Origin of the sequence: Cellulomonas sp. ATA003, from assembly GCF_031582905.1 — a bacterium.
GTDB lineage: Bacteria > Actinomycetota > Actinomycetes > Actinomycetales > Cellulomonadaceae > Pengzhenrongella.
In genome coordinates this window covers 3461058-3478655 of record NZ_CP133990.1, presented here as the reverse complement: position 1 = coordinate 3478655, position 17598 = coordinate 3461058, and the positions used below count along the sequence as shown (strand labels likewise).

14 protein-coding genes and 2 pseudogenes are annotated in these 17598 nt (G+C 76.5%); 9 read left to right on the top strand and 7 right to left on the bottom strand.

Annotated features, from left to right (window positions below; translation table 11 throughout):
• Positions 1-103 precede the first annotated feature (103 nt).
• The gene (locus REH70_RS17235) at positions 104-349 is read right to left on the bottom strand and encodes a hypothetical protein (protein WP_310749187.1); all 246 of its coding nucleotides are present in this window, start codon (positions 347-349) and stop codon (positions 104-106) included.
• Between the two features lie 403 nt (positions 350-752).
• Between REH70_RS17235 and REH70_RS17230 the strand changes: the two are divergent.
• The 5 genes and pseudogenes from REH70_RS17230 to REH70_RS17210 all read left to right on the top strand — a co-directional run.
• Positions 753-1154: pseudogene (locus tag REH70_RS17230) on the top strand (RNA polymerase sigma factor); the annotation flags it as partial.
• Positions 1155-1378: 224 nt separating this feature from the next.
• Positions 1379-2854 (top strand): hypothetical protein, encoded by a 1476-nt coding sequence (locus REH70_RS17225; protein WP_310754482.1) that lies wholly within the window; start codon positions 1379-1381, stop codon positions 2852-2854.
• A gap of 43 nt (positions 2855-2897) precedes the next feature.
• On the top strand, positions 2898-3644 hold the full coding sequence (locus REH70_RS17220) for a histidine phosphatase family protein (RefSeq protein WP_310749185.1): 747 nt from the start codon (positions 2898-2900) through the stop codon (positions 3642-3644).
• Positions 3631-4515, top strand: coding sequence for an NAD(P)H-hydrate dehydratase (locus REH70_RS17215; RefSeq protein WP_310749183.1), 885 nt, complete (start codon positions 3631-3633; stop codon positions 4513-4515). The genes REH70_RS17220 and REH70_RS17215 overlap by 14 nt, the downstream gene beginning before the upstream one ends.
• A 69-nt stretch (positions 4516-4584) precedes the next feature.
• The gene (locus tag REH70_RS17210; RefSeq protein WP_310749181.1) at positions 4585-5535 is read left to right on the top strand and encodes a 5'-3' exonuclease; all 951 of its coding nucleotides are present in this window, start codon (positions 4585-4587) and stop codon (positions 5533-5535) included.
• 55 nt (positions 5536-5590) lie between these two features.
• Here the strand turns inward: REH70_RS17210 and REH70_RS17205 are convergent, their stop codons facing one another.
• Positions 5591-6031, bottom strand: a complete 441-nt coding sequence (locus REH70_RS17205; protein ID WP_310749179.1) for a nitroreductase family deazaflavin-dependent oxidoreductase — start codon at positions 6029-6031, stop codon at positions 5591-5593.
• A 135-nt stretch (positions 6032-6166) separates the two neighbouring features.
• Between REH70_RS17205 and REH70_RS17200 the strand changes: the two genes are divergently transcribed.
• Entirely contained in the window at positions 6167-6505 is a 339-nt protein-coding gene (locus tag REH70_RS17200; protein WP_310749177.1) for an RNase H family protein, read from the top strand.
• A gap of 413 nt (positions 6506-6918) precedes the next feature.
• Here REH70_RS17200 and REH70_RS17195 read toward each other — a convergent pair whose 3' ends face one another.
• The 5 genes from REH70_RS17195 to REH70_RS17175 form a co-directional block, all read right to left on the bottom strand.
• Positions 6919-7671: an Ig-like domain-containing protein gene (locus REH70_RS17195; protein ID WP_396134767.1), complete on the bottom strand. Its 753-nt coding sequence runs from the start codon at positions 7669-7671 to the stop codon at positions 6919-6921.
• A 215-nt stretch (positions 7672-7886) separates the two neighbouring features.
• Positions 7887-8681, bottom strand: a complete 795-nt coding sequence (locus tag REH70_RS17190) for a hypothetical protein (RefSeq protein WP_310749175.1) — start codon at positions 8679-8681, stop codon at positions 7887-7889.
• 116 nt (positions 8682-8797) lie between these two features.
• Positions 8798-11098, bottom strand: coding sequence for a S8 family serine peptidase (locus REH70_RS17185; RefSeq protein WP_310749172.1), 2301 nt, complete (start codon positions 11096-11098; stop codon positions 8798-8800).
• A gap of 141 nt (positions 11099-11239) precedes the next feature.
• Entirely contained in the window at positions 11240-11722 is a 483-nt protein-coding gene (locus tag REH70_RS17180) for a methyltransferase domain-containing protein (protein WP_310754378.1), read from the bottom strand.
• 213 nt (positions 11723-11935) lie between these two features.
• Positions 11936-12214: a MerR family transcriptional regulator gene (locus REH70_RS17175; RefSeq protein WP_310749170.1), complete on the bottom strand. Its 279-nt coding sequence runs from the start codon at positions 12212-12214 to the stop codon at positions 11936-11938.
• Positions 12215-12442: 228 nt separating this feature from the next.
• On the opposite strand from REH70_RS17175, the gene REH70_RS17170 reads away from it, so the two are divergent.
• The 3 genes and pseudogenes from REH70_RS17170 to REH70_RS20880 all read left to right on the top strand — a co-directional run bounded on the left by REH70_RS17170 (position 12443) and on the right by REH70_RS20880 (position 17382).
• Positions 12443-13726, top strand: coding sequence for a M15 family metallopeptidase (locus tag REH70_RS17170; RefSeq protein ID WP_310749168.1), 1284 nt, complete (start codon positions 12443-12445; stop codon positions 13724-13726).
• 88 nt (positions 13727-13814) lie between these two features.
• Positions 13815-14252: an OsmC family peroxiredoxin gene (locus tag REH70_RS17165; RefSeq protein ID WP_310749166.1), complete on the top strand. Its 438-nt coding sequence runs from the start codon at positions 13815-13817 to the stop codon at positions 14250-14252.
• Between the two features lie 156 nt (positions 14253-14408).
• A pseudogene (locus REH70_RS20880) lies at positions 14409-17382 on the top strand (FAD-binding and (Fe-S)-binding domain-containing protein).
• The last annotated feature ends 216 nt before the right edge of the window (positions 17383-17598 follow it).

Genomic DNA, 17598 nt, shown 5'->3' with positions numbered 1-17598 from the left:
TGCCCCGGCCGGGATCGGCCGGGGCACTCGTGCGTCCGGGTCGGTCCGGCGGCCAACCGCTGGTCGGCCGCCGGCCCACTGACGTCCGGCGGTCAGAGGGCGGTCAGAAGGCGGGGTGCTCCTCGACGTCGATCTCGAACGGGTACTCGTCGAGCACCTCCGCGGCATGACGGTGCGCGGCGGCCGTCGCCGTGAGGAGGTCCGGCGCCTCGCCCGGGACGTGCAGCACGACCCGCCCGGGCATGACCGAGTGGTCGGACGCGCCGAGCGCGTCGCTCATGCCGGCGGCCTCCTCGGCGGACAGGTCGCCGACGACGGTCACGGTCACGGTCGCGAGGTAGGTCGTCATCCCGTCATCCTGCCGCGCATCGCGGCGACCGGGCTCAGTGCGAGGGCGGCACGGACGCGAAGACGGGGGCGGACCGCCGCGGAAGCACCCGCACGGACCGTCGAGGTGCACGAGCCCGGCGGCCGGACGCGCCGCGCACGGGATGCCCCACAGCGGTGGCGCGCAGTCGGACGCGAGCAGCCGCAGCACCTCTGCCTGCACCGGCCGGGCGGCCGCGTCGTCCACCATCGTCATGCCGCTCTCATCGGCTGCTCCCGGTGCCGCATGAGGGACGACGCGGCCGGCCTGCCCCGTCGCTCGCCGGACGTCGGTGGTCCGTCCGGGCGACACGCACGCGCCCCGGCGGCCGTGGTGCGTGCACGGGCAGCGCGGGTAGGAGACAGTGCGGTGAGGGATCCGGGCGGTGCACGTCGGTGATCCGCCCCGAGCTCAGGAGTGCGGCGTGGCCTTGCGTGACGACGACTGGTTCGAGTCGGTGTTCCGCACGCACTCGACCGCGCTCTACCGCTACTTCGCCCGCCGCGCCCCGCACGACGACGTCGACGACCTCACCGCCGAGGTCTTCGCGATCGCGTGGCGCCGCCGCGACGACGTGCCGGACGACGCCGTCCTGCCCTGGCTGTACCGCACCGCGGGATACGTGCTCGCCAACCACCGCCGCAAGGGCCGACCGGTGCCGGTCGGGGACGTGCCGGAGGAGGCCGACGACGCCGACCCGGCGTCCCTGGCGCTCGTGGACGAGGACGTGCGCGAGGTGCTGACCGCGCTGACCGCGCGCGACCGACGGATCCTGCTGCTCAACGCGTGGGAGGGGCTGACGGGAGAGGCCCTGGCCGACGTCCTGGGTATCTCGCGCGGGGCGCGGACGCCGCGCTGTCCCGCGCACGCGCGCGGTTGCGGGACGTCTGGGCGCAGCGGCTCGCCCGCTGACGCCGCAGCGGGACCGGTGACGGCGTCGTGCAAGATGCCAGGGACCGGTGACACAGACGGGGCGGAGAGCCGCACCGACGGCCGATGGAGGAGAGCACCGTGTCCGAGCACCGCCCCGACCCGACACCCGAGTCGGCGCCGGACTCTGCCTTCGACCGGCTGCTGGCGGCCGACCCCGCCGCCCGGCTCACCCCGGACACGGACGTGCTCGACGCCGCGGTGCGCGCGCGGCTGGGTGCCGACGGGCCGCTCGTCGTGTCCGGCGGCCGGGACCAGCTCGCAGCGGCCCGCGCGGCCCGGCGGCCGAGCCGGTGGGCGGCCGTCGCCGCGGTCGCCGCCGGGACGCTCGTGGTGGGTTCGGCCGGGTTCGCGCTCGGCGAGCGCGCGGGTGACGGCGGCTCGGTGCCGACGGCGACCGTGATGCTGCCCGGACCGGCCGGTGCGACCGGCGAGGGCACGACCGGGCAGGGCGGCCCACCCGTCGCCGCGGACACCCGCATCGCCGGCCCCGAGGGGTCGGCCTCGGCGACCTCGCTGCCCTGGTCGGGCGGCCGGATCGTGTTCCGCGGCGCGGGGCTGTCCGACGAGGCGGGGGTCGCGGAGGCGTGGGCGTACGACCCGGCGCAGGTGTTCGGGGCCGAGACGGCGTCGGTCGTGGCGTCGTCCCTCGGGCTCGAGGAGGAGCCGCGGCTGGAGGGCGTGACCTGGACCGTCGGACCGCTCGACGGCAGCGCGGCGAGCCTGCAGCTGCAGCCCGACGGCGTCGCGAGCGTGATGTTCTACGACCCGGCGACGGACCCGTTCCGCTGCATGGAGCCGGTGCCCGAGCCGGCGCCCGACGTCGCGCCGGAGGGTGGTGCCACGCCCGACGCGGGCGACGGCGCGGGGTCGTCGGGCTCGGCGCCCGCGGGGCCCGGTTGCCCGCCCGCCGCCACCGCGGCCCTGCAGGGGGATGCCGCGGTGGCGCGGGCGCGGGAGGTGGTCGCCGCGACCGGAGCGAACCCCGCCGCGTTCGAGTACGAGGTGGCGGACGCCGGCGTCCCGTCGGCGGCCTACGTGACCGCGTACGGGATCATCGGCGGGCAGCGCACCGGCAACGTGTGGAGCATGACGCTGGTGGGGGACGCCGTGCAGTCGCTGTACGGAGCGCTGGCGCCCCTGGTGCCGCTGGGCTCCTACGACGTCGTCAGCCCGTCCGCGGCCGTCGCGCGCCTCACCGACCCCCGGTTCGGCGGCGGCGTCGGCGGACCGGTCATGGCGGCCGAGGCCAGGACCGCGACCGGGCCGGCCGTGGAACCGGACGAGCCGGTCGCGGACGACGCCGCGGCGCTCGCCGAGGGTCCCGCCGCACCGGCCGGCTCGCCACCCGCCGCCGTGCAGCCGGGGTCGCCGTTCGCCTGGCCGGTCACCACGGTGACCCTGACCGGGGCGCGCCTCGGACTGACCCAGCACGTCCAGCCCGACGGCGCCACGGCGCTCCTCCCGGCCTACGAGCTCACCGCGGACGACGGCTCGGCGTGGTCCGTGGTCGCCGTCGCCGAGTCGGCGCTCGACCTGTCTCCGCTCGGGAGGTAGCCCGCCCGGCAGCTGTCGGCGTCCTCGGTTACGGTCAGCGACCATGGGTGCGACGGGTGTGAGCGAGCTGCTGCTGGTCCGGCACGGGGAGAGCGTCGGCAACACGGCGGCGCGTGCGGCGCAGGCGGCCGGCGAGGAGGTCATCGACGTCCCGGCCCGCGACCCGGACGTCGTCCTGTCGCCGACGGGCGAGGAGCAGGCCCGCGCGCTGGGCGGGTGGCTCGGCGACCTCCCGCCCGGGGACCGGCCTGAGAGCGTGTGGGCGTCCCCGTACGTCCGCGCCGCCGAGACCGCGCGCCTCGCGCTCGAGGTCGGCGGGCTGCCGACGGCGGTCGTCCTGGACGAGCGGCTGCGGGACCGCGAGCTCGGCGTGCTGGACCGGCTGACCGCGGCCGGCGTCGACGCGCAGCAGCCCGACGAGGCCGAGCGGCGGCGCTGGGTCGGCAAGTTCTACTACCGGCCGCCGGGTGGCGAGTCGTGGGCCGACCTCGCCCTGCGGATCCGGTCGCTCCTCGCCGACCTGGACCGGTACGAGGACGGGCGCCGGGTGCTCCTGGTCTGCCACGACGCGGTCATCATGGTCATCCGCTACGTGTGCGAGGGACTGACCGAGGAGCAGGTCATGGCCGCCTCGCGCGCGGCGCCGGTCGCGAACGCGTCGGTCACCCGGCTCGTCCGGGCGCCCGGCGAGCGGCTGTGGACGGCGGACGTGGTCAACGCCGTCGGGCACCTCGAGGCACGCGGCGCCACCCCCACCGCGCAGCCGGGGAGGACCGATGTCGGCGACTGAGGGCACGCGGCCGGAGATCGTCACCCCCGCCCTGCTGCGCGACTGGCCGCTGCCCGCGACCGCGTCGTCGAAGTACGGCCGCGGTCAGGTGCTCGTGGTCGGCGGGTCCCGCGGCACCCCGGGTGCGGCGATGCTCGCCGCGGTCGCCTCGCTGCGCGCCGGCGCGGGCCGGCTCACCCTCGCGGTCGCCGACTCCGTCGCTGTCGCGCTCGCCGTCGCCGTCCCGGAGTCCGGGGTCGTCGGGCTGCCCGAGACTGCCGGTGGCTCGGTGCGCGGCGACGCCGCCGACCGGCTCGCCGGGACCGTCGCGTCGAGCGACGCGGTGCTCATCGGGCCGGGCTTCGATGACGCCGACGAGACCGCCGCGCTGCTCCGGGGCCTCGCCCCGCACGTCGGCACGGACACCTGGGTCGTGCTCGACGCGTACGCGCTCGGGGTGCTCCCCGGCCTGGACGACGTCGTCACGGCGCTCGCCGGACGCCTCGTGCTGACCCCGAACAGCGGCGAGGCCGAGCGGCTGCTCGGCGAGGACATCGACGACGACGACCTGCCCGACGCCGTCGCGCGCATCGCCCGCCGCTACGACGCGGTGGTGAGCTGCTACGGCACGGTCGCCGACCCGTCCGGGCGGCGCTGGCAGATGTCGACCGGGTTCGGCGGCCTCGCGACGTCCGGCAGCGGCGACGTCATGGCCGGCGCCCTGTGCGGTCTGCTCGCCCGCGGGGCGGACCGGCAGCAGGCCGCCTGCTGGGGGACCCACCTGCACGCCGCGGCCGGCGACCGGCTCGCGGCCCGCATCGGGCCGACCGGCTTCCTCGCCCGCGAGCTGCTCGACGAGCTCCCGGTGGTGCTCGCCGAGCTCGGGGCGTGACCGGGGTGACCGGGGTGACGCGGCGTTGACCGGGGTGACGCGGCGGCCGCGGGCGGCCAGACTCGCACCGTGACGACCTCGACCGGCCACCTCGTCCTGCTGGACACCGCCTCGCTGTACTTCCGCGCGTTCTACGGCGTCCCGGAGACGGTCAAGGCGCCGGACGGCACGCCGGTCAACGCGATCCGCGGGCTGCTCGACATGGTGACCCGCATCGTCACCGACCGGCGGCCGGCGCGGCTCGTCGCGTGCTGGGACGACGACTGGCGGCCCGCGTTCCGGGTCGACGCCATCCCGTCCTACAAGGAGCACCGGCTCGTGCCCGGCACGGACGCCGAGGAGGTCCCGTCCGGGCTCGGCCCGCAGATCCCGGTGATCGCGGAGGTGCTCGAGGCGCTCGGTCTCGCCCGGCTCGGCGCGGCGGGCTTCGAGGCCGACGACGTCATCGGCACCCTCGTGGCCCGTGAGGTCGCCCGCACCGACCGGGTCCCCGGCGCGGCCGGCGCGGTCGAGGTGGTCACCGGGGACCGCGACCTGTTCCAGCTCGTCGACGACGCCGCCCGGGTGAGCGTCCTGTACACGATGCGCGGCATCAAGGACCTCGAGCTCATCGACCAGGCCCGCCTGCGCGAGCGGTACGGCGTGACGTCCGGGCAGGCCTACGCCGACATGGCGGTCCTGCGCGGGGACCCGAGCGACGGCCTGCCCGGGGTCAAGGGCATCGGCGAGAAGACCGCCGTCACGCTGCTGAACCGCTACGGCGACCTCGCCGGCGTGCTGGCCGCACGCGACACGAAGGACCCCGGGCTGACCCTCGCCCAGCGCACCCGGCTGACCGACGCCGCCGCCTACCTCGAGGTCGCGCCGACCGTGGTGCGGGTCGCGCCGGACGCCCCGGTCGCCGAAATCGACGACCGCATCCCGGTCACCCCGGCCGACCCGGACCGGCTCGTCGCCCTCGCCGAGCGGTGGGGGCTGGGGTCGAGCGTGGCCCGGGTCGTCCGCGCGATGAGCGGCTGACGTCGCCGGCCGACGGGGCGCGGGGTGATCCCCCGTCAGCCGGCGTGGCCGCACGTCACCCAGCGGCGCGCTCGAGGACGAAGACGGGGATCTCGCGGTCGGTGCGCTGCTGGTAGTCGGCGTAGTCCGGCCACACCGCGACCGCGCGCTCCCACCACAGCGCCTTCTCCTCGCCGGTCACCTCGCGCGCGACCATGTCCCACCTCTGCGGGCCGTCCTGCAGCTCGACCTGCGGGTTCGCGACGACGTTGTGGTACCAGACGGGGTGCTGCGGCGCCCCGCCCAGCGACGCGACGACGGCGTACGCGCCGTCGTGCTCGACGCGCATCAGCGCGACCTTGCGCAGCTTGCCGGACCTCGCGCCGACGCTCGTGAGGATGACGCAGGGCACCCCGCGCAGGGTCAGGCCCTCGGTGCCGCCGGAGCTCTCGTAGAGCTCGACCTGCTCGCGGGTCTGCTGGTTCGTGCTGGGCTCGTACTCACCGGTCAGAGGCATGTGCCCCAGTCAACACAGCGCCGGTCCGGCGCGCACGTCCGTCCCACCGGTCACCGACCGGCACAATCGTGCCCCGGCCCGCAGTCGGCCGACGCGCCGCCGGCCGGCGACGCGGTCACCGGTGGAGGGCACGGCGTGATCACGGTCAGCACGGACGGGTCCTGCCTGCGCAACCCGGGTGGGGCGATCGGCTGGGCGTGGGTCGACCACGCGGGCGGGTCGGCGTCCGGCGGTCTGACCTCCGGCACGAACCAGATCGCCGAGCTCATGGCGCTGCTCGAGGCGATCGAGGCGCACCCCGGCGGCGAGCCGCTGCACATCGAGTCCGACTCGCAGTACGCGATCAAGTGCGCGTCGGTGTGGGTCGCCGGGTGGCGCCGCAAGGGGTGGCGGACCGCGAGCGGGGCCCGGTGCAGAACCTGGCGCTGGTCCAGGCCATCGACCGGGCGATCGCCGACCGCGATGGACCCGTGACGTTCGGCTGGGTCCGTGGCCACGTGGGCAACCACTTCAACGAGCAGGCCGACGTGCTCGCGGGTGCGGCCGCCCGCGAGGCGCAGGCCGGCCGGCCGACGGCGAGCGTCGAGCGCGTGGTCGCCGAGCCGATGGGGCCGCCGACGTCGCCGGCGCGGGGTGCGACGGGGGCCCTCGCGCGACCGGGGCGCCTCGCGCGACCGGCGCGCCTGGCGCGACCGGCGCACCTCGCGCGACCGGGGAGTCCCGCACGGCCGGCGCCCGGGCGACCACGCGACGCACCCGTGTCCCGGTGCCCGGGACCGACGACGTCCTGTTCTGAGCGGACCCGGCCGGCCCCGGCGGCGGGGCCGTCGTGAGCACCGGGGGCCGCGGGCCCAGCGGGCTCAGCAAGCTCAGCGGGTCCCGCGGGCTCAGCGCACCCGCAGGGTCCGCAGCTCCACGACCGGCCGGTACCCCGCGTTGCCGCCGTAGACGGCGGTGACCAGCCCGGTGCGGGTCGTGCGCGGCAGCTGGACCTCGACGGTCCCGTCGGGGCCGAGGTCCGCGGTGGCCACCCGGCGCAGGTTGACCAGGACGCTGACCGTGCCGGTGGGGACGGGGCCGCCGTCGGCCCCGGCGACGGTCACGGTGACGGTGGGCCGGTCCCCGCGCTCGGCCGTCCAGGAGTCCGCCCCCAGCGTGACGACCGGCTGCGCCGCGGTGACGCGCAGCCGGACCGTCTCGCTGGACGAGCCGGCGACGTCCGCGTCACCGCGGTAGACCGCGACGAGCCGGTGCGCACCGACGCCCGTGTCGCGCGGGAGCGCGATCCGCGCGGTCCCCGCCACGCCGCCGGTGCCGAGCTCACCCGACGCGACGACGCGGTCCCCGGAGCGGATCTCCACCACGCCGGACGCGGGCAGCGGCGCGTCGACCGTGACGACCGCCGTCGTGACGTCGCCGAAGTCGATGGCCCGGTCGGTCAGCGTCAACCCGACCGTGGAGGTCGCCTGCTCGACGTCGACCGGGACGGTCCCGGACGTCGACGCCTCCCACTGCGGCGAGGCGGGCGTGAACGAGGCGGTCAGGGCGCGGGCGCCGGCGCCGAGCGGGGTCGCCAGGCGGGCGGTCCCGTCGACCACGTCGACCGCGCCGAGCTCGCGGGTGCCGTCGGTGAACGTCACCGACCCGGCCGCACCGGCCGGCTCCACCGTCGCGAGCAGGGACACCTCGACACCGGCGACCCGGTCCCCGGTCACCTGCAGGACCGTGCTCGTCGGGGTGGACACCGGCGCGACGACGTCGACGACCTGGGCGCGCGTCGCCGGGGTCGCGTTGTGGGTGTGCAGGACGAGCAGGGGCGAAGCGGGCGTGCCGGCGTCCGCGGTGCGGTGCACGGTCACCGGGGAGCCGGCGTCGGCGGCGTACAGGACCGACCCCGGCGTGCCGCCGTCGAACCAGTACTCCGGGGCGTACGGGTCGACCGTGAACGGCTCGGCCCGGTCGAGCACACCGCTGGGGTCGGCGGCGTAGTCGGGGAGTAGGTCCACACCGAGAACGTCACCGGCTGCCCCGGGACCGCACCGAGCGCGGCCAGGGCGATCGGGACGACCACGACGTTGTTGTCGAACACGGTGGTGTCGACGTCGCCGAACGCCCCGTTGACCGGGATCTCCCCGCGCAGGGCACCGGCCATGTCGAAGGTCTGGGCGGTGGTGACGTCCAGGTCGGGGGACGTCTTCTGGACGACCGTCCGGGCGTCCGGCGCGCGGTCCCCGTCGACGTCGGCGTCGACCACGAGGAGCACGGACCGACCCAGCGTCGCCCACTCGCCCTGCGTGACCACCCCGACGCCGACGGCGGCCCCGCTGCCGGGGTCCGTGGGGTCGCGCCCGTCCGCCGCGACCTGCGGTGCGGTCGAGGCGAAGCCCACCGAGCGCAGGTCGCCCGCGTCGACCGCCGACGACGACGTCGCGACCCTGGGCTCCTCGAGGCGGGGGCTGGTGGCGACGAGCTGCATCGGGGCGACCAGGGAGCGCCAGCCGCCGTCGTCGACGCCGCGGCCGGTGAGCGTCAGCGGGGCCTGGGTCGCGCCCGGCGACGGGAAGGTCACCGGCTGCGCGGTGAGCGCGCTGACCAGGCGGGGCGCCGCGTGCACGGGGACGCGCAGCTCGGTGTCGTCCGTGGTGAGCACGAGCCGCCCGCTGAGCGCCGCGACGTGCTCGCGCGGGACGCGCCCGCCCAGGTCGTAGGCGGGCTCCGACGTGGGGTCGAGCTCACGCTCGAGCGTCGCCGGGGCGGCGGTCAGGGTCAGGGTGACCAGTCCGCGCCCACCCGGGGGACCGTGACGGTCGACGGGGACGCCGTGATGGTCGCCCCGCCGGTCGTCGTGGCCGCGGCGAACGACGTCCGGTAGCGCGTCGTCGTGGTCCCGCGGTTCTCCACGGTGACGACCCGGCGCTCGACCACGGTGGCCTCGCCGACGTCGACGACGCCGAAGGCCACCGACACGAGGTCGGGGTCCTCGGTGGCGTACGCGAGCGTCGTGCCGCGGACGGCGTCGAGCGCGTCGACCCGGCCCGACCCGACCCGCGCCGGGCCGTACACCGGACCGGTGCGGTCGGTGCCGAGGTGGACGTCGTGGGTCGCGGTGTTCATCACGGCCGCCTTGACCTGGGCGGGCGTCCGGTCCGGGTGGGCGGCCCGCACGAGCGTGGCGATGCCGGCGACGTGCGCCGCGGCCATCGACGTGCCGGACCGCAGGCCGGCGCCGGCCCCGCTGCCGGACGCGGCCGACCACACCGCGTCGCCCGGCGCGGCGACGTCGGGCTTGACGATGCCGAGCGAGCCGTGCACGCCGCGGGACGACCCCGCGCTGAGGGTGTCGGCGATGGACGAGTTGGTCCGCGTCGTGGACCCCGCGAATGACGGGCCCATCCGCAGCACGACGCCGCCGTCACGCAGGTGGGGCAGCAGCGCGTCGGTCGCAGCGGCGGTGAGCTGAGCGCCCGGGATCGCGTCGGTGCCTGCGATGCCCTCCGGGAAGTGGGGCAGCCCGGTGCCGAGCAGGACGCCGACGGCGCCCGCGGCCTGCGCGTTGCGCCACCGCGGAACGCTGCCGCACTCGCGCGCCGTCGGGTCGTCGTCCCACGACAGGTAGACGATCGTGCCGGCGACACGGTCGGCCGCGTCCGTCAACGGCGAGCAGCCCGTGACGTCGTCGCCGAGGACGGTGACCGGCGCGGTCACGTCGGCGCCGGTGTACGCGACCGCGCTCTGCGCGGCGTGGGTGCCGACGACGTCGTCGACGGGTGCGGTGACGACCTCGACCGCGTCGACCGTCTCGCTGTCGCCGACCGACCAGGCCACGGTCAGGCCGCTGCGCGCGCTGCCGGGGACGCCGCCGGCGTCGGTGACGTCCCCGGCGTTGCCGCCGGAGAACACCGAGAGGACGCCCAGGTCGGCGAGCCGGTCCACGAACAGGTTCTCGGGGTCGTCCGCCGGCGCGGCGTCCGTCCCGGACGCGACGAGGACGACGTCGAGGTGGTCGTCCAGGACGTGGTCGCCGTCGGGGTCGGCCGCCCACTCCAGGGCGTCGATGGTCAGGTGGGTCGTGCCGCCGCCGTCGCCGTACACCTTGAGCGCGTAGATCTCGGCGCCCGGAGCGGAGCCCGGCGCGACCTGCCAGGGGGCGTCGTCCGGTGCGTCGGCGTGGTCGCCGCGGAACGTGCCCTCGGGCGTCACGCCGAGCCCGAAGGCGGTGGCCGCGATGTGCGTGCCGTGCCCGCCGGCCGCTGTGGCCGGGGCGTCGATCGGGTTGTCGTCCGGGACCGGCACCGGGCTCGAGCCGGGGACCGTGCCGCTCGCGTCGTACCGCGGACCGGCGAAGTCGTACCCGCCGACGACGACCGTGCGGTCGAGGACATCGTCCGGGACCGGGCCGGTGCCGTCCGCGCCGAAGGCGGCGGCATAGGCCTCCGGCGTGCCGGGACCGCCGAACGTCGCGTGCGTGTAGTCGATGCCGGTGTCGATGACGCCGACCCGCATGCCCGCGCCGGTCAGCCCGGTGGACCTCCACGCCTGCCGGACGCGCGTGAGGGCGTTGGTCGGGGCGTCGTTGACGCTCTTGGCGGTCACCCGGTGCACCGCGACCACCTCGGGCCGGTCGGCGAGCGCGCGCACCTCCTCGGCGTCCCCGCGCACCACGGTGCCGGCGACGAGGTTGGTCGTCACCGAGAGCCGCTGCGGGGCGGTGGCGGTCAGCCCGGCGGTCGGCGCATCGGGGACGACGTCCTCGGCGAGCGACTCGATGTGCTCGGTCGCGGCCTCGAGGGCGGCCGTGCTGCCGCCCTCCTCCGCGACGTCCAGCGCCGACGGCGCGGACAGCTCGACGAACGCCGTCACGATCCCCTGCACGCCGTCGAGCCCGGGGGCGACCTTGTCCGGCGTCGACGAGGAGGACCCCGGCATGGCCGCCAGGGTCAGCCCGCTCCGGACCGGGTCGACGTCGGCGGCCGGCACCGTCGTGGAGGTCGACGCCGCCGCCGGCCCGAGCGCGGTCGTGGCCGCGACGGCCAGGCCGGTCAGGGCGGCGAGCAGCGGTCGGCGCATGGTGTCTGCCTCATCTCGTGCCGGGTGGGTGCTGTGGCGACGCCGGGCGGTCGGGGAGAGCGGCGGCGGCCTCTGCCTGCACCGTAGTCGCCGCACGGACACCGTCCCGCGGCGCGTCAGGGTGAAAGGAACGGCCGGGCGTCAGCCCCCGCCGACCGGGCGGTCGCGAAGGGGGACGAACCGGTACAGACCGTGCGTGGACCGGTGCACCGTGTCTCCGTGGCGCTCGACGAGCCACATCTGCTCACCGACGGGCATCACGAGCCGGCCGCCGTCGGCGAGCTGACCCACGAGCTCGTCCGGCAGGTGCGCGGGCGACGCCGAGCACAGGATGCGGTCGTAGCCGAGCGGGTTTGGCCACCCCAAGACGCCGGGCCGGGCGGCGAGGACCTCGGCCCACGGCACCCCGCAGGCAGCGACGTAATAGGCGGCGCGAGCGGCGAGCTCGGGCTCCAGCTCCACACCCACCACACGGCCCTCCGGCCCGACCAGCCTGCCGAGGATCGCCGTCGTCCACCCGGAGCCCGCGCCGACGTCGAGGACCCGGGCGCCGGGTGGGACGTCGAGCAGGCGCAGCATGGCGGCCACGGTCGACGGCTGCGAGCACGTCTGCCCGAGCCCGATCGGCAGCGGGCGGTCCTCGTCGGCGTGCGGGTGCTGGTCGGGGGCAGGAACGTGCGCCGGTCCAGCGCGGCCATCGCCCCCGCGACGACGTCGTCGTCGTGTCGCGTCGCGTTCATCGCACCTCCGGCCGTCGACCTGTGCCGTGCGCCCTCCACCAGGGTAGATCCGGGTGGCGGTGGCGGTCAGGCCCGAGGGCGTCGGTCGCGCGGTCGATCAGGCCGTCGGCTCGGTGATGTGCCGCTTCGGGCCCGGTCGTCCCGGCGTGCGGCGCTGCTCGATGCCCTCGAGCGTCGTCGCCCGCCACACCGCCCCACCGTTCAGCCGGCCGTCCGGGGGCGGCAGCCACGGCACCTTGCGGGACAGCCAGACGCGGATGGTCGCGTGCTCCACCCCGAGGCGGTCGGCGAGGCGGCCGATGTCGTACAGGTCGTCCAGGCCGCGCGTCGGCTGCGGCACCGCGGGCAGCACCGTCGGCGCAGGGTCGAGGTCCACGCCGCGAGCGTAGGCCAGTGTCACGCTTGCGTGACACGGGCGCGCGCCGTGATGCAGGGCACAGGGTCGGAGTGTTACGGAAGCGTAACGGCCTCCCGTAACGTGTTGCGGGTGAGTGACAGGATGCCGACTTCACGGCGAACGTCCGGAGGTCGGCACCGCGCCGCAGCCACGCCGGCACGTCGTCGCCCCTCCGCGATCCCGGGTCTGGCCGTCAAGGGTGGTCTCGTGCTGACGCTGGCCGTCAGCCTCGGCGGGTACACCGTCGCCGAGTCCGCGGCCCAGCAGGCGGCGGTCGCCGCCGTCGAGGCCCAGGAGCGTGCCGAGGCCCGCGCCCAGGCCCGTGCCGAGGCCCGCGCGCTCCGCGCCGCCGTCGAGGCCGAGCGCGAGCGGGCCGTCGCGACCGCGCAGGACGCCCTCGCGGACGCGACCGCCGTCCAGACCGTGGCCGCCCCGGCGGTCGCCGAGACCGAGATGGCGCCGCTCGTGGCGGCCGTCGACGAGCTCAACGAGCTGCTCGTGGCCGTCCCCGAGGCCCCGCTGCCGGTCGTGCCGGGCGAGGAGCCCGGCGCCCCGGGTGCCACCGACTCCGACTCCGACACCGACACCGACTCCGACTCCGACGCCGGTGACACCGACGGCGCCACGGGTGCCGCGCCGACCGACATCCCCGATGCGGCCGACGGTGCGAGCGAGCCCCTCGCCGACCGCCGGGCGCGTGCCTCGCGCACCTCCGGGGCCCGCAAGGCGCTCGACGCTCCGGTCGCCCCCGCCGAGGAGGCTGCCGCCGACCCCGAGGCCGCCGAGCAGGTCGAGGACGGCGTCGACGCCCCCGCGAGCGAGACGGCCGACGAGGCCGCGGACGGCGGGATCAGCGACGCCACCGCCGCCCCCGTGCCGGCCGACGACGCCCAGCCGGACGACGAGCTGTCCGCCGACATCCTCGCCGCCGTGGCGCGCGTGACCGAGGTGGCCGCACAGGTCCAGGCGACCGCGGACGCGAACCTCGCAGCCCAGGCGGCCGCCGAGGCCGCTGCCGCCGAGGCGGCGGCGCAGGCCGCCGCGCAGGCCGCGGCCGAGGCCGCCGAGAAGGCGGCGCAGCGCGCGTCGCTGGACGCCTACGCCAACGGCAAGGTCCCGGCCGAGGCGCTGTGCGACCTGCCCGGCGGGACCGGTCACCAGCTGCGGTGCGACGCCGCCGAGGCGCTCATCGCCCTCGACGTCGCCTACCAGGCCGAGTTCGGCACGTCGCTGTCGATCAGCGACTCCTACCGCTCCTATGCGGCGCAGGTCGCCTGCCGGCGGGTCAAGGGCTACCTGTGCGCGACGCCCGGCACCTCCAACCACGGCCGCGGCGTCGCCGTCGACCTCGCCGGGGGAGTCCAGACCTTCGGCACGGCCCAGCACCGCTGGATGGCCGCGAACGCGGGCCAGTACGGCTGGGAGCTGCCCGACTGGGCCCAGGCGAGCGGCTCCAAGCCCGAGGCCTGGCACTGGGAGTACGTGGGCTGACGGGTCGCCCCTGCGAGCGGGACGGAGCGGTCCTAGGTTGGGGACGGGTGCCGGACCGGCGCCCGTCCCACGACCCGAGGGAGCACCCATGCCCACCCGTACCGCACGCACCGCCTGGAACGGCACGCTGAACGAGGGCAGCGGCCAGGTCGAGCTGAGCAGCTCGGGGGCCGGCACGTTCGACGTGTCGTTCCCCCAGCGCACCGCCGACGAGGCCGGTGGCACCACGAGCCCCGAGGAGCTCATCGCGGCCGCGCACACCTCGTGCTTCGCGATGCAGCTGTCCGCCGTGATCGCGGAGGCCGGCGGCACCCCCGTGGCGCTGCAGGTGACCGACGAGGTCACGCTCGCCCCCGACCCGGCCGGCGGCTTCCGCATCACGGAGGTCAAGGTCGTCGTGCGTGGCGAGGTCGAGGGCCTCGACGCCGACGGCTTCGCCCAGGCGGCCCAGACGGCCAAGGACACCTGCCCGGTCAGCAAGGCCCTCGCCGGCACGACGATCACCCTCGACGCCGCCCTCGACTGACGGCGCAGCACGCCGCCGGCGGCCGCCGCGGGGCCCCACCCCGGCCGAGTGCGACGTTCTCCACCAATCGCGAGCCCGCAACGGTGGAGAACGTCGCACTCGACGGGCGCGGCGCGTCCCGGACACGGACGGTTCGGCGCAGCGGGCGCCGCCGCGGTGGGAGACTGGCGCGGTGTCGCTCGTGAGCCCTCTGCGTCCCCCGGCGGACCACACCCCCGCCGACCGTCGTGACCTCGTCGCCGCCCTGCGCGGTGCGATGCGGGGTGCCGTCGACGACTCGTCCCGGCGCCGCGCGGAGTACTCCACCGACGCCTCCAACTACCGCGTCGTGCCGCAGGTGGTCGCCTTCCCGCAGGACCCGGACGACGTCCTGGCGGCGCTCGCCGTCGCGCGTGACGCCGGGGTGCCGATCACGACCCGCGGCGGCGGCACCTCGGTGGCCGGCAACGCCGTCGGCCCCGGTCTCGTGCTCGACCTGTCCCGCAACGTCCACCGCATCCTCGACCTCGACCCCGAGGCGGGCACCGCCCGCATCGAGCCGGGCGTGGTCATGTCGAGCCTGCAGCGGGCTGCCGCGCCGCACGGGCTGCGGTTCGGGCCGGACCCGTCGACGCAGGCACGAGCCACGCTCGGCGGGATGATCGGCAACAACGCGTGCGGACCGCGGGCCGTGGCCTACGGGCGCACCGCGGACAACGTGCTCGAGCTCGACGTCGTCGACGGCACGGGGCGACGCTTCACCGCCGGCAAGGGCCTGGACGTCGTCCCCGGGCTGGACGGGCTCGTGCGCGCGAACCTCGCGACGATCCGTACGGAGCTCGGCCGGTTCGGCCGGCAGGTGTCCGGCTACTCCCTGGAGCACCTGCTGCCGGAGAACGGCACGGACCTGGCGAAGGCGCTGGTCGGGACCGAGGGGACCGTCGTGACCGTCCTCGGCGCGACGGTCCGCCTCGTCCCGGTGCCGTCCGCGCCGGTGCTGGTCGTGCTCGGCTACCCCGACATGCCCACCGCCGCCGACGCCGTCCCCGCGCTCCTCGCGCACGACCCGCTCGCGATCGAGGGGATGGACGCGCGCCTGGTCGACGTCGTGCGCCGGCTGCGCGGGGCCGCTGCCGTCCCCACGCTGCCGGAGGGCGCGGGCTGGCTCATGGTCGAGGTCGGCGGTGCGGACCTCGACGAGGCGATGACCCGCGCCCGCGCGCTCGCGGCCGACGCCGGCACCCGCGCCGTCGGGGTGTTCCCGCCCGGCCCCGAGGCACGCGCCATGTGGCGCATCCGCGAGGACGGCGCCGGCCTCGGCGGCCGGACGCCGTCGGGCGAGCAGGCGTGGCCCGGGTTCGAGGACTCCGCGGTCCCGCCCGAGCGGCTCGGCGCGTACCTGCGTGAGCTTCGAGGCGCTCATGGCGTCCCACGGCGTCGACGGCCTGGCCTACGGGCACTTCGGCGACGGCTGCGTGCACCTGCGCCTGGACATCCCGATGGAGCGGTCCGGTGACCCGCTGCGCGCGTTCATGATGGACGCCGGCCGCCTCGTCGCCGCGCACGGCGGGTCCATGTCCGGGGAGCACGGGGACGGCCGCGCCCGCGGCGAGCTGCTGCCGCTCATGTACTCACCCGACGCTCTTCGGATGTTCGAGGGGTTCAAGCACCTGCTCGACCCGGCCGACGTGCTCAACCCCGGCGTCGTCGTGCGCCCGCGGCCGCTCGACGCCGACCTGCGCCGTCCCGCGGCGCTGCCGATCGCGGCCGACGGCGGCTTCGCGTACCGGCACGACGGCGGCGACTTCACCACCGCCGTGCACCGGTGCACCGGGGTGGGCAAGTGCCGCGCGGACAGCACCGCCACCGGCGGCTTCATGTGCCCCTCGTACCTGGCCACGCGCGACGAGAAGGACTCCACCCGCGGCCGGGCGCGCGTGCTGCAGGAGATGGCCAACGGCACCCTGGTCTCGCGCGGGTTCCGGTCGACCGAGGTCCACGAGGTGCTGGACCTGTGCCTGAGCTGCAAGGCGTGCTCGAGCGACTGCCCCGCGGGCGTCGACATGGCGCAGTACAAGGCCGAGGTGCTGCACCGCACCTACCGGCGCCGGCTGCGGCCGATGAACCACTACGCCCTGGGGTGGCTGCCGCGCTGGGCGCGGCTGGCCGCCCTGGCCCCCGGCGTGGTCAACGGGCTGCTCGGGATCCGTCCGGTCGCGAAGCTCGTCCTCGCCGCCGGCGGGATGGACACGCGGCGGACGATCCCGCGGTTCGGCCGGTCGTTCCGGGCGGGGTGGCGGCGCAGCGCGGGCGGGACGACGACGGCGGCGACGTCGTCCGCCACGGCCGGGGGCCGGACGGCGCCTCGGACGGCGGTGGCGCCGGACGTCGACCGGTCGTGCTGTGGGTCGACTCCTTCAGCGACACGCTCTCGCCCGGCGTCCCCGCGGCGGCCGCCCGCGTGCTGCGCGCCGCCGGGTACGAGGTCATCGTCCCGGACCAGGGCGCGTGCTGCGGGCTGACCTGGATCAGCACCGGGCAGCTCGACGGCGCCCGCCGGCGCCTGACCGACCTGCTCGGCGTGCTCGGGCCGTACGCGGTCAACGGCGTGCCGATCGTCGGGCTCGAGCCGAGCTGCACCGCGGTCCTGCGCTCGGACCTGCTGGACCTGCTGCCGGACGACCCCCGGGCGGCCGCGGTCGCCCGCGAGACCCGGACGCTCGCGGAGCTGCTCACCAGCCCGGCGCCGATCGGTCCGGACCCGGCGTCCGGGTGGACGGTGCCGGACCTGTCCGACGTCACGGCCGTCGTGCAGCCGCACTGCCACCAGTACTCCGTGATGGGCTTCGACGCCGACCGCGGGCTGCTCGAGCGTGCCGGTGCGCAGATCACGACGCTCGCCGGGTGCTGCGGGCTGGCCGGGAACTTCGGGATGGAGACGGGCCACTACGACGTGTCGGTCGCGGTCGCCGAGAACGCGCTCCTGCCGGCGCTGCGCGCAGCCGGCGACGGCGACGTGTTCCTCGCCGACGGCTTCTCCTGCCGGACGCAGGCCGAGGGGCTCGCGGGGGTGCAGGGCAAGGCGCTGGCCGAGCTCCTGGCCGACCGGTTGCCGGCCACCGCTGACGCGGGCGCGGTCGCCGGACGCTGACGACCGGCGGACCGACCGGGCGCTCGGGCGCTCGGGCGTCGGCGCACGTGTGGGCGTATGTCGGTCACGCGAAGCGACGTGCCGCGGCTCCTATTTGTTCATCGGGAAACGTTTTCCCAAGATTGGGAAAGCCCTTGCCCCGATCGCGAGGAGCCGGTAGACACGACCCTGTCATCGTCGCTGTGAAACGATTCATTGCGCCGTGTGACCCGATCG